An 11,752-nucleotide genomic window follows, 5' to 3' on the forward strand; every position below is an offset into this window, starting at 1 on the left:
GTCGCGGGATGGCGTTGCGGTTGGTGACCACGCCGCGTCGAGGAGGGCGGCTTCGGCCTGTCGGCCGGTCAGCCCGAAGGGGGAGACGTCGAGCAGCACGAGGTGGTTGTCGGTGCCGCCGGTGACCAGAGTCACATTCCGTCGCCGCAGGCCCTCGGCGAGCGCCTGGGCGTTGGCGACGACGGCTTCGGCGTAGCGGGCGAAGTCGGGCGTGCGGGCTTCGGCCAGAGCGACGGCCTTGGCGGCCATGACGTGGGGGAGCGGCCCGCCGAGCACCATGGGGCAGCCGCGATCCACCTGCTCGGCCAGCTCGCTCTGGCACAGCACCCATGCCGCCGCGGGGCCGCGCAGGGTTTGTGGGTGGTGGTGGTGACGATGTGGGGGCGTGGATCGGGTCGTAGTCGCCGGTGAAGACCTTCCGGCGACGAGGCCGGCGAAGTGGGCCATGTCCACCATGAGGGTGCGCCGACTTCGTCGGCGATCTCCCGCATGATCCCGGAAGTTGATCTTCCTGGGGTAGGCGGAGTAGCCGCGATGAGGATGAGCGGCCGGAACTCGCGGGCCTTGGCGCGCACCTGGTCGTAGTCGAGCAGGCCGGTGGCGGGGTCGGTGCCGTAGCTGGCCTGGTGGAACATCTTGCCGCTGATGTTGGGGCGGAAGCCGTGGGTCAGGTGGCCGCCGGCGTCGAGGCTCATGCCGAGCATCCGCTGGTTGCCGAGGTCGCGGCGCAGGTCTTCCCAGTCGCTGTCGGACAGGTCGTTGACGTGGCGGCTTGGGCGCGGGCCAGGGCCGGCGCTTCGACGCGCTGGGCGAGCACGGCCCAGAACGCCACCAGGTTGGCGTCGATGCCCGAGTGCGGCTGCACATAGGCGTGGGCCGCGCCGAACAGGGCGGTGGCGTGATCGGCGGCGATCTGCTCGACGGTATCGACGTTGCGGCATCCGGCGTAGAAGCGGCGGCCGATGGTGCCTTCGGCGTACTTGTCGCTGAGCCAGTTGCCCATCGCGGCCAGGACGGCGGGGGAGGCGTAGTTCTCGCTGGCGATCAGCTTGAGGCTTTCCCGCTGGTCCTGAAGTTCTTGCCGGACCGCTTCGGCGACGCGGGGTTCGACTTGCGAGATGAGGTCCAGCGCGGCGGTGAAGGCGAGCGAGTCGGCGGGCTCAGCAGGCAGGGCCATGATCGTGTCTCCGAGATGTGGGCGAGGAACGGCAGCACGCTAGGCGGCCAGGCTTTCACACTCCGTGCCCGGTCGTGCTGCCCTGCCGGGGGGGTCGGTGGCTGCGGTGTCCATGGCTCGCTGGCCGACACGACGAACTTGGTTCCCGTGAGGCTGCTGGTCAGCAGGGCGGGCAACGCGTCCATCACCGCTTGGAGCTGGGGCAGCTTGTCCTGCAGTTCGACAGCGGCTTGGTCGGCGTAGACCTCGATCGACACGAAGCGGCAGGGATCGGCAGGGTCGTGCAGGATGTCGAAGTCGATCACTCCTGGGACTCGGCGGCTGGCCTCGACCAACTCGGCGAACAGGTGGCGAGCGCGCTGCAGGTGGCCGGGGTCCACCGTGAGGGCCACGCGGTACAGGATCATCCGTTGTCCTCCTCGTGTTGGGGTCAGTAGCGGGCGCTGAGCGGGTTGAGTCCGCCATGGCCGAGCAGTTCCAGCAGCGGCTCGTCCTCGCGCGAGCGCGCCTGTTCGAGCTCCCGTTGGTAGGCGGCGGAGGGGAGGCTGGGCTCGAAGTTGAACTCCGGCATGAAGATCGACGACAGTTGCAGGGTGAGCAGGCGGCGCGTCTGCTCACTGTGGTTGGCGCCGCCGCGGTGCCACAGGGCGGCGTTCATCAGGACGACCTGGCCGGGCTCGATGCGGATCGCGACCTGGTCGTCGAAGGTATCGTCCGTTGCCGGTGGCTGGTCGTGACGGTGGTGACTGCCCGGGACCACCAGCAGCGGCCCGGTCCGCTCGTTCGCCGCGTCGAGGTAGATCAGGCAGGTGATCACGGTGGGTGCGGACACCAGGCGTGACGGTGGTGAGGTGTGGGGCCGATAGTCGGTATGCCACACGGTCCCATCGCCAGTGCGTGGGCGGGTTACGCGCACGTTGGAGTTGCGCAGCACGATCCGGGGGCCGAGCAGGCAGCGGACGGTGTCGGCCAGGCCGAAGGACTGTAGCGGGATCATGGCGATGCGTGGGTCCTGCTTGTGCGGGTCCCGGACGTACTGGCCGGCGAACTCCTTGTCGTAGGTCTTGTCGCCAGGTGAGGGGAAGTGGGCGGCCACCTGCTCATCGATCGCCTCGCGCAGCAGCTCGAGCAGGTCGTCAGGGATGCGGCTGTCGGGGACGACGACACCTCGGCGGACGAAGGTGTCCTCCTCGTGCGGGGTGAGCATCGTGGTGCAGGTCCGGTCGGGCCTGGTGACGTCGGCGTTGTGGATGACGAACGTGGTGGTGGGCATGCCGTGGCCTCTCACTCGGGACTTTGCAGCAGGCAGGTGCGCTGCAGGAGGTGGTCGGGGAAGATGCGCGTCTTGAACGCGAACAGGGAGCTGGTTTCCGAGCCACCGAGGTTCAGCGCCGAGGCGCCGGCGCGGCGCTGCTGGAGGTAGATCAGCCACAGGAAGTAGGTGGCCAGCCGGGGTTCGCTGCGGGCGGCCAGGTAGTAGCCGTGGGCGATGCCGGTGATGTCGGCGGTGATCGCGAAAGCGGCCAGCCGGTCGTGGCGGGTCAGGTAGTGGTAGGTGAGCCCGTCGTGGCGGTGGGAGTCCAAGCTGGCTGTGACGGCGTCGTTGAACCCGCGCTCGTGCGGGTCATAGTCGCTGGCTCTCGCGGCTTCGGCGTGGATGAGCGTGCTCTCGCCGATGCCGAGCGGCGCGGGCCGGGCGCTGTACCGATAGCGGGAGGCGTGCAGGAACACCGCCTCCCGCAGCGGCTTGTACTTGCGGCCGCCCGGCATCTCGACGGCAGGGGCGGTGACGACCACCTCCGGGTGCATCTCGTCGTCGGCCGGCGCGTCGGCGTGCCACGGGCTGCTCATCTGCGTCCATCCCTCGGCGCGCAGGTGCTCGGCGAGGACCGGCGAGCAGTACCGGACCACCAGCGGCGGGCCGGACCGAGCGGCGGCCGAGCGGGCGGCGGCGTCGAGGAGCCGCATCGCCTCCTCGAGAGGGCCGACCGGGCGGATGGCGATCAGCCGTTCCACGTCGTAGCGCCAGGCCAGCACCATCGCGGCGGCACCACGACGCACCAGGTGGCCGCGACCGCGGGCGCGCAGCCAGTAGAACAGGCCGTGGCTGCCGTGCACGTCGGCGCCGGCCTGGAGGTAGGTGGGCAGCAGGCCGGCACGGTTGAGCGTGGTCAGGGTCATCGGGCGTACGTCGGCGCCGAACTGGTGGCGCAATGTGCGGACTGCTGGGCCCAGGCGTGACACGTCTACCTCGCCTCCTTCCGCAGCGTCCACACGTGGGTGAACGCAGCGGGGCTGTAGTGGTTGTGCTCCAGGTCGCGGACTCGCTCCACGCGCATGCCCGCCGCGGCGGCCAGCTCGCTGAGCTGGCCGGCGTCCACCGCGTACTGGATGTGGGTCTCCCTCCAGCAGGTCGCGTCGGCGGCGTCTCGGCGTTCGACGACGCTGACGCACCGGTCGTTCCCGGGGTCGTAGCGGTGCCGCCAGTGCACGGTGCCGTCCTGGAATTCCTGCACGTCGCTGTGGTCGCGCCAGTGGCAGCGCAGCAGGTGGGGTGAGGACAAGTCAGCGATGAGCCGCCCTCCTGGACGCAGGCAGCGGGCGACCTCGCGCAGGCACCGGCCGAGTGCCGGGATGGGCAGGTAGTTGAGGGTGTCGAAGCCGGACACCACCAGGTCGGCTGACTCGTCGCTCAGCGGCAGGACGTCGATGGAAGACAGCACGGTGTGCTCGTAGGCGTCGGCGGCCTGGGCGAGCATCGCCGCTGAGCGGTCCACGCCGATACGCATGGGCTGCGGCAGGTGGGCGGCGAGAAGCCGGCCACCGATGCCCGTCCCCGCACCGAGATCGACGACGACTGCGGACGGGCGCGGCCGGGTTCGCGCGGCCTCGGGCAGGATACCGACGCGCCAGGTGTGTTCGGCCAGGCCGCCGAGCAGCATGTGGTAGTCGTCGGCCAGCCCTGCGTAGGGCTCTGACCTCATGGTCACCTCCTTCCAGCCGAGCCGGCGCATCAGCTTCTTGACCCACGGCCGTAGCGGGCCGCTGGGGACGTAGTAGGGATGAGCGATGAAGGGGTCCACAAGGCTTCTCTCGTCGAGCGGGGCAGCCGTGGGACGGCATGAGCGGCTGGACCGCCCCACGGCTGGGGCCGCCCCAGACCGGGCCCAGCCGAGGGCGGCGGGGGAGGCATGCGGGTGTGCCTCCTTTTCAGGTGGTACGGGTGGTGGCGCGGAACATGTGGGCGAGGTGCTGCTGCTGGGACAGCGCGGGGGCCAGGGTGTGGCAGTCGGGCGCGCGGATGACGAGCTTGACTCCCGCCGCCTCCATGGGCTTCGTGATCGTGAAGCGGGGAATGGCGCCCCATACCTCTGCGCCGTTCTCACGGCCACGCATGATGTCCCAGCCCGGGTATACGCGGCGAAGGGCATGGAGCTGCAGGTGGGCCCACGTGGTGGGGTTGTCTCGGCTCATCTCGATCACCAGGTTGTGCTCGTAACTCGGTTGATGTGGTGTGGCCGTGGAACGGCGGGTGAGCTGTCGCGAACGCCGTCCCACGGCCTCTTCACCCGTCAGGGGCAGCAGGGCGAAGGGAAGGTGCGGCGGGCCCGATGCGGGTAGTTCGGGACCCGCCGCGTGCGGAGGAACGGGAGAGATGGAGCGTTGCAGAAGGCGGGCCGACGGCCGCGCCAAGCCCGCCTTCCGCGATCCCCTGGATGTCAGGCGGGGAAGCGTCAGCCAGGGGAGTATGGAACTCGCCGCCCCCGCACGGGCGGTACGCCGGGGGCGGCGAGTGTCGATCGGCGCGAGCACGATGGTGGAGGGTGCAGGACACCAGGCTCGCGCCGTGGTGCGTGGCCGGCCATGGATGAGCGGTCCCGGGCCGGCCACGCCGGGACGCGGCGCGAAGGTTCTCGCTGCGCACGGGGCCGTGTGCGTGGCCGCGTCTCGTCTCATCACCCGACCCTCATCCGCAGGGCGTCGGGAAGCTGATGCTCCAGGACAGGAGGCAGAGGGCGTACGCCGTTCTGGATCGCCCAGCGGCGACTCTCGTCCTGCGTCTTGCGGATGTGCCTCCACAGCGGCTCAGGGTCGTACACGTCACCTGAGTGATAGACGCCGGCCGGGTTCCAGTACCCCCGATAGAACGCGATGACCAGCTCCTCGACTTGGAGGACCAGCCACCAGTAGCCGGTCTCCAGCTCAAGCCGATCGGCCCATCCCCGATCCGTCCGGGTGCCGGCCTGTTTCACGATGCCTCCAACAGAGGCTTGGCCGTTTCGGCGTTCGTGCGCTCTTTCGTGCGCAAGGTGACGACGTACTGGCCGAACTTGGCGACCGCCGCAAGGAAGTACGCGTCGCCAACGTCAATGCGCCGATCGTTCGATCGCCACTGCGACGCCTCGACCAGGCCCGGCTCCAGCACGTCCAGCCCATGCAGCATCGCGGCGACTTCTGCCCGGGTGCGGGGGTAGATCGGCGCGAAGCGCCGCTGGTAGATGGAGCGGAGCTGGGCGTACCGCAGAGCATCCATCTCCTCGCCGCAGGCGTGCGACAGGACCAGATAACCCGCAGGGACCGCCCGCATGTACTCGTACAGGACGGCGGCCGGTTCCTGCTCATCCGGCCAGAAATGCAACAGCGCCGTGGCCACGATGCACAGCGGCTTGCTGAGGTCGAGCAGTTCTGCGGCCTCCTTCAGCACCAGGTCCGGTTCGCGGGCGTCGGCGTGCACCATGGACACGTTGTCCACTCGCGCGAGCATGGCGCGGCCATGTGAGGCCACTACCTGGGACGCGTCCACGTGGACGACTCGGGCGAGCGGCTGGTGGGGCCGTATGACGTCGGCGATGGAGATGCCGTCCGGGGCGGGAAACCCAAGACCGAGATTGAGGAACTGATCGACGCCGCCGAGCGCTGCGGCCGTGACCCCCCGGAAGCCGAAGTGGCGGTTCTCCGACACCGCTATCGGCAGGAGCGGCGCCACCTCGGTCAGTTCCTGGAAACCGGCCTTGTCTTCCTCGTAGTGGTCCTTGCCGAACAGGCCGACGTTGTACGCGCGGGCGGTGGGCTCGAACCCGTCACGGTGTCGCCGAGGCGGGAGGTCGCCAGGAGGGGAATTCCCTGCGTCAGGTCGGTTGGTCGTCACGACGCCGCCATGCAAGGATCCGTGTGCTTTTGGACGGTCGCGGCTCTACGCTTTTGCATGGGTCAGGACCTCGATTCCTGATCAAGGCCCCGGAACTACCTGGTGTTGACGCACCGGGCCGGGGCCGAACCACTCCTGCGAGGCGCATCAGCGCCAACAGGCGTGTTGGCTGACGTGATATGCCTTCTGTCAGCCATGGAATCGCCCACTAGGGCTACCGTGGGAGACGTTGACCGTTGCCCTTGGGCCAACAGGCAACAGCGGTCAACAGGTCAACACCGTTCCTGACGTGCGGGCAGGCAATGACTAGCTTTGGCGAGAAGATGCGAGCGCTGATGGAGGAGCGCGATGTCTCGTTGCGCAAGCTGGCCAGAGCCATTCACTACGACGTCGGATACCTGTCCAAAGTCGCGAATGACTTGAAGCGCCCATCCCTGCCATTGGCTCACCAACTCGACAGAGAATTGAACGCTGCTGGCGCACTTGTGGAGTTGGTGCCTGGACGTGTGAGTGCGCGGCCCCGTGGGAGGATCGCCACAGTTTCGCCTCAAGACGACGTTAAGGGGGTGAATCCGCTGGCGCTGCCCGTTCCGATCGAGGATCCGCTGGTGGATCGCCGCATGCAGCGTCTCTCTCCGAGCCATACCGAGGAGTTGCTTGCACACGTTGGGGAGCAATGGCACACGCTGGTGCGGACGGATAACTTGCTGGGCCCGCGGCATGCCCTCGGCGGTGTCTGCACGCAGCTGACCATCCTGACGGCGCTGCTTCGTCATGTGCGCTCACCGTTCCGCGACGGGTCCCTTCGTCTGGCCGCCAAGTACGCAGAGTCAGCGGCATGGCTGTACGAGGACGCGGGAGATCTGACCGCCAGCCGTCTGTGGACAGGGCGTGCCATGGAATGGGCGTTGGAGGCTGGGGACCGCCCGATGGTGGCGTGGACGTTGTTCCGGCGCAGCCAGCAGGCGCAAACTGCGGGTAACGGTGCTCAGGTGGTCAGTCTCGCGGAGGCGGCGTGCCGCGAGCAGGGCAATGTCGCGGGTCCTATGCTGGCTGCGATTCTGCAGCAGCAAGCGCATGGGTTGGCGTTGGATGGGGCCGAGGTGGAGTCGCATGAGCTGCTTGACCGCGCGCGCGAGCACGCGACCACCGACGATGCCGGAGACGCGAGGTCTGGCCACGGAGCTTTCTGCACCCCGGCGTACGTGGAAATGCAGCGCGGCCGGATCTGGCTCACGCTGGGGCGTCCAGAGCGGGCTGTAGGCGCGTTCCAGTCCGCGATCAACGACCTTTCACCTACATACCAGCGAGATCGCGGCCTTGCCCACGCCGGATTGTCGATCGCCCTGGCCGCCGAGCACGAGCCGGAAGCCGCAGCGTTTGCGGCTGTCCAAGCGCTGACTGTCGCGCAGGACAGTGGATCGACCAGAATCTTCTCCATGGTCACTTCGGTCGCGCCTCAGCTCGCACGCCACGCTCACCTGGAACCGGTCGCACAGTTCCTGGCCGAGCTCGACGCCACCTCCGCAGTTTGATGGCGTCCGCGCTGGAGGTCGCTGCGATGCGACGCGCGATTGCCGTGTCAGCGCTGGGTCTCGGTACGACGAGCCCGAATCCGCCGGTGGGCTGTGTCATTCTCGACTCGGATGGTCGTGTGATCGGTGAGGGTTTTCACCGCCGCAAGGGTGAGGCGCACGCGGAGGGCAACGCCTTGGCTGCAGCCGGCCTCGGGGCACGTGGCGGTACGGCGGTGGTGACGTTGGAGCCCTGCAACCATGTGGGTCGCGCTCCCGCCTGCCGGGCGCTGCTGATCGAGGCCGGTATCGCGCGGGTGGTGGTTGCCGTGATCGACCCCACGTCCAGGGGCGAGGGTGGTGTGGCCGAGCTGCGCCGGGCCGGGGTAGACGTTGAGGTTGGAGTGCTGCGAGACGAGGCCGAGCTGGTGCTGCGTCCTTGGCTGACCGCGCTGGGTCGAGGTACCCCGTTCGTGACATGGGCGTACAGAGCCGATTCCGAGGACGGTCGCCGGGTCCCCGCCCTCGACGTGCGCGGGTACGACGCCGTGGTGGGCCCGGATGGGCAGTTGCGGGAAGGCACGCCTGGTGGGCATGGCGATACGTTTGTTCTGCCTGGTGAGCTGCCGCAAGGCGAGCCGGAGAAGGTGTTGCAGGCCCTCTACGCGGCAGGGGCGCGGTCGTTGCTGGTGCTCGGTGAACGCGGACTCGCCGAGCAGTGTGCCGCTGCAGGTCTGGTTGATGAGGTACTAGTCCACCTTCCCGACCGCGCTTCCTCGTCGCCAGGCGGCGACCTGCCTCTGGCGGGTTTCCGCATCTCGGCTGTTCGTCGTGTACAAGATCACGTGCTGGTGCAGGCCCAACGGGAGGATGCGCCGTTCAGGGCGAGGTGAGCGACAACCACTGATTCACGATGTGGATCTGCTGCGGGTTGGCCAAGCGGCGCAACAGCTGAACGGGGTGGACGGTGTGCTCGTAGGCGATGAAGGGAGTCTTAGCAGGGCTGCCGCGGCTTGTCCGGAACGCCGGCACCTTGTTCGAGGCGGTGGGGGCGGATGCGAGGTGCAGGTTGACGACGCCGCGTGATCGTTCGACATCGTAAGATACGGAATCGGCCACTGGCGCGGGCGGCGTGAAGGTGTCAGTTGCGGACCCAGGTACGGCTACCGGCCGTAGGCCTTGGGGCCCCTGCGCCTGACGCAGCACGATGCGTTCGACGGCGGCATCGCCGTGAGCCGTGCAGATCGCCCTCGATGGCCACGTCTGCCTGTCGTGCGCCGAAGTCGCCGGCCCTCACCGCGACGTCCGGTTCGGCTTCGACGCTGCCGCCCTGGTATCCGCGAACGACACGATGCAAACCCCGGCCCGGCATCTTCCCCGCTGGGTAACCTCTGACGACATGCGCAGGATCGCCGTCATCGGCTGCGGCGGCAGTGGCAAGACCACCGTGGGACGCCGGCTCGCCGCTCTCCTCGACGTCCCCATGACCCACCTCGACGCCGTCTACTACGACGCCGACTGGAATCCGCTGCCGCCGGAGGAGTTCGCCGCCATCCAGGAGAAGCTCGTCGCCGAGCCCCAGTGGGTGATCGACGGCAACTTCGCCTCCACCCTGCACATCCGGCTGGCGAACGCCGACACCGTGATCTTCCTCGACATCCCTCCACTCGTGTGCCTGTGGGGCATCCTCCAGCGCCGCCGGCGTTACTGCGGCGGCCAGCACGCCGAGCAAGGCGTGTACGACCGCATCCACTGGGGCTTCATCACCTACGTCCTCGGCTACCGCCGCCGGATGCGGCCCAAGGTCCGCGCCCTCATCGCCGAGCACGCCACCCACGCCCGCGTCATCACCTTGACCAGCCGCCGAGCCGCCCGCCGCTTCCTGGCCGGGCTCCCCGGCTCCACCATGACCTGATCCCGCCCCCGGGGGATGCTCCTTGTGACCGTCGACCCGTTCTTCGACCCCAGCACCATCCGCGACCACCTGTACGGCCACGCCGCCCGCCTCACCCAACGCACCACCGCCCTGCGGCGCGCCAAGACCGCCGGCCGCGACCCCGCCGGCGTCATCCCAAGCTGAACGCCGCCCGCACCCGCTCGCGGTGGCCGCTCCACCAGTGCAGCAACCGCTCGCCGGACACCCACAGCCCATCCGGGCCGTGATCGCCCTTGCCGTAGTGCCACTGCAGCGGCCAGAAATCCGTCATGCGCTTCCACCACAGCCGCTCGACCGCAGCGGCCAGCTCCTCCCGCGCCAGCGCCACCACCGACCGGTAACCGGCCGCGAACGCCGCCACCCGCTCCAGCTCCCACCGCCCGTCCTCGGCGGCGAACTGCACCTGCGCGGTACGGACGACCTCCTCGGCATACGGCCGCACCCCCAGCCGGTCCCCATCCAGCACCGCCACCACCCGCCCGTCCCGCCACAGCAGGTTCAGCGGCTGAAAGTCGCCGTGCGTCCACCCGACCGGGCCGCGCGCCACCTCATCACCAGGACGATCGCCCGCGTGAACGGCCAGCAGCTCCTTGCGCCGCTCCAGCGCCTCGGCGGCAGCGGCATCGAACGGCTCCGCGCACGGCAGGGAGCCGATGAGCCGGAGGAACCGATCGGCCTCGGCCTCCGCCGCCTCCGGCGAGCCCACCTTGGCCCGCGGCCGCACATCCACCGGCCCAAACCGGCGTCGGCCAGCGCGCGATGGATCCGGCCGAGCAGCAGCCCGAGCTCGCGCGCCTGCCCGACGTCGAGGTCCGTTCCCCTCCGATGGTCGCCGTCCACCCACGGCAGCAGGCAGAAGAACCCGGCGTCGTCCACCTCCGCCACCACGTCCCCGCCGACCGCAGGGCGGGGCTCGCACACGGGCAACCCGGCCGCCGCCAACGCGCGAACCGTGACCAGACTTCGGCGCGCCTCGGGCACCGGCACGTCCACGATCTCCTTCAGCGCGAACACGCCCGCATCGGTGCGCAGCCGCCAATTGCGGTTCATCATCCTGGCCGGCAAGAACCGGACCTCCCGCACGCCACCGAGCCCGAACGCCTGCGCGATCCGCCTCACCTCGACATCGGCGATCCTGCCACGGCCCCTGGCCTGCACGTGGGCAGCCTCATCCCTCACCATCAGGAGGCTACCGGCCGGCCGCCCCGGACCGCCGCGCGATCTCCTCAAGCACCGGCCTCACGGCCTTCGACGGTCACCCCGCCGCCGCGCCGGGGGTCGCGCCGGGAGCTTCCACCCGCGAACCGGTGCCCGGCACATGCGGGGTGCAGCGTCGTGGATTCCCCTTCCGGCTTCGGAGCCTGCGGCACGGCTTCCCGCCCTCGCAACCGTGCTCTCGCCCGGCTCCGCCGTCCTGGTGGGCGAGCCGCAGCCCGGCTGACAGATCTTTTGCTGGCGCAAAACATCTTCAGCCAGGCCACGACCACACGGTTGCGAGGGCAGTACGCCGTACCGCCGACGGCTCGGGCGCCGGAAGGGGCCCCACGCCGCAGCCCGCAGCATCGGCCAGGCGCCCGTCACCCCTGTCCGGCAGCCCCTCAGCCACACACCCCAGGAGCTGCCATGATCACGCCCGTCCCGCCTCCCCAGCAACGCCTACCGGCCACTCGCAGCCGTCGATCGCCATCGTCGGCGCCTCGATCACCGGCCCCGTCCTCGCCCTGCTGCTCCACCAGGCCGGCTTCACCCGCGTGTCCGTCCTGGAAGCCGCACCCACCCCGTACGCCCAATCCGGCGGCGTCATCGGCCTCGACCACCTCTCGCTGGCCACCCCTCGAGGCCCTCGGCATCCCCCAGCACGAGCTGGTGCCCTTCCCAGCGAACACGTCACCACCCATCCACATCACCGACCGCCGCGAGACCCGCCGCACCCAGTTCGTCTACCCGGGCCGCAACACCGGCTGGCACCAGCTCAA

Annotated in this window: 13 protein-coding genes and 3 pseudogenes; 4 read left to right on the top strand and 12 right to left on the bottom strand. The window is 69.4% G+C overall.

The window, feature by feature from the left end:
• From KIS93_RS62180 to KIS93_RS62215, 9 genes and pseudogenes are all read right to left on the bottom strand, one after another.
• Positions 1 to 704 (bottom strand): annotated as a pseudogene (locus KIS93_RS62180) (PLP-dependent aminotransferase family protein); the annotation flags it as partial.
• A complete protein-coding gene (locus KIS93_RS67145; RefSeq protein WP_246005577.1) occupies positions 692 to 1,177 on the bottom strand; it encodes a PLP-dependent aminotransferase family protein in 486 nt (161 codons plus the stop codon). The gene KIS93_RS67145 and the pseudogene KIS93_RS62180, both read right to left, overlap by 13 nt.
• Positions 1,178 to 1,377: 200 nt before the next feature.
• Positions 1,378 to 1,584, bottom strand: a pseudogene (locus KIS93_RS69505) (putative quinol monooxygenase); the annotation flags it as partial.
• Positions 1,585 to 1,607: 23 nt separating this feature from the next.
• The gene (locus KIS93_RS62190; protein WP_080039166.1) at positions 1,608 to 2,450 is read right to left on the bottom strand and encodes a phytanoyl-CoA dioxygenase family protein; all 843 of its coding nucleotides are present in this window, start codon (positions 2,448 to 2,450) and stop codon (positions 1,608 to 1,610) included.
• Positions 2,451 to 2,461: 11 nt separating this feature from the next.
• Positions 2,462 to 3,421: a hypothetical protein gene (locus KIS93_RS62195; RefSeq protein ID WP_155127480.1), complete on the bottom strand. Its 960-nt coding sequence runs from the start codon at positions 3,419 to 3,421 to the stop codon at positions 2,462 to 2,464.
• 2 nt (positions 3,422 to 3,423) lie between these two features.
• Entirely contained in the window at positions 3,424 to 4,260 is an 837-nt protein-coding gene (locus KIS93_RS62200; protein WP_186405187.1) for a class I SAM-dependent methyltransferase, read from the bottom strand.
• A gap of 127 nt (positions 4,261 to 4,387) precedes the next feature.
• Complete coding sequence (locus KIS93_RS62205; protein ID WP_186405188.1) at positions 4,388 to 4,651, bottom strand: hypothetical protein; 264 nt, start codon at positions 4,649 to 4,651, stop codon at positions 4,388 to 4,390.
• 482 nt (positions 4,652 to 5,133) lie between these two features.
• A complete protein-coding gene (locus KIS93_RS62210; protein ID WP_080039163.1) occupies positions 5,134 to 5,430 on the bottom strand; it encodes a hypothetical protein in 297 nt (98 codons plus the stop codon).
• On the bottom strand, positions 5,427 to 6,326 hold the full coding sequence (locus KIS93_RS62215; protein WP_186405189.1) for an SAM-dependent methyltransferase: 900 nt from the start codon (positions 6,324 to 6,326) through the stop codon (positions 5,427 to 5,429). Before KIS93_RS62215 ends, KIS93_RS62210 begins: the two co-directional genes overlap by 4 nt.
• 323 nt (positions 6,327 to 6,649) lie before the next feature.
• On the opposite strand from KIS93_RS62215, the gene KIS93_RS62220 reads away from it, so the two are divergent.
• Both KIS93_RS62220 and ribD read left to right on the top strand, forming a co-directional pair.
• Positions 6,650 to 7,861: a helix-turn-helix domain-containing protein gene (locus KIS93_RS62220; protein ID WP_186405190.1), complete on the top strand. Its 1,212-nt coding sequence runs from the start codon at positions 6,650 to 6,652 to the stop codon at positions 7,859 to 7,861.
• Positions 7,862 to 7,887: 26 nt separating this feature from the next.
• Positions 7,888 to 8,733, top strand: a complete 846-nt coding sequence (gene ribD / locus KIS93_RS62225; protein WP_230466209.1) for a bifunctional diaminohydroxyphosphoribosylaminopyrimidine deaminase/5-amino-6-(5-phosphoribosylamino)uracil reductase RibD — start codon at positions 7,888 to 7,890, stop codon at positions 8,731 to 8,733.
• Here ribD and KIS93_RS62230 read toward each other — a convergent pair.
• On the bottom strand, positions 8,720 to 8,959 hold the full coding sequence (locus KIS93_RS62230; RefSeq protein WP_155127475.1) for a hypothetical protein: 240 nt from the start codon (positions 8,957 to 8,959) through the stop codon (positions 8,720 to 8,722). The two genes, ribD and KIS93_RS62230, sit on opposite strands and share 14 nt — an antisense overlap.
• Before the next feature lie 280 nt (positions 8,960 to 9,239).
• Between KIS93_RS62230 and KIS93_RS62235 the strand changes: the two genes are divergently transcribed.
• On the top strand, positions 9,240 to 9,755 hold the full coding sequence (locus KIS93_RS62235; RefSeq protein ID WP_080046780.1) for a P-loop NTPase family protein: 516 nt from the start codon (positions 9,240 to 9,242) through the stop codon (positions 9,753 to 9,755).
• 24 nt (positions 9,756 to 9,779) lie between these two features.
• Complete coding sequence (locus KIS93_RS62240; protein WP_155127472.1) at positions 9,780 to 9,920, top strand: hypothetical protein; 141 nt, start codon at positions 9,780 to 9,782, stop codon at positions 9,918 to 9,920.
• Here the strand turns inward: KIS93_RS62240 and KIS93_RS62245 are convergent.
• Both KIS93_RS62245 and KIS93_RS69510 read right to left on the bottom strand, forming a co-directional pair.
• Entirely contained in the window at positions 9,907 to 10,506 is a 600-nt protein-coding gene (locus KIS93_RS62245) for a phosphotransferase (protein WP_186404724.1), read from the bottom strand. The genes KIS93_RS62240 and KIS93_RS62245 overlap by 14 nt on opposite strands.
• A 23-nt stretch (positions 10,507 to 10,529) precedes the next feature.
• Positions 10,530 to 10,958: pseudogene (locus KIS93_RS69510) on the bottom strand (phosphotransferase); the annotation flags it as partial.
• Positions 10,959 to 11,752 lie beyond the last annotated feature (794 nt).

The sequence above is a fragment of the [Actinomadura] parvosata subsp. kistnae genome (genome assembly GCF_900323885.1).
Classification (GTDB): Bacteria; Actinomycetota; Actinomycetes; order Streptosporangiales; family Streptosporangiaceae; genus Nonomuraea; species Nonomuraea composti.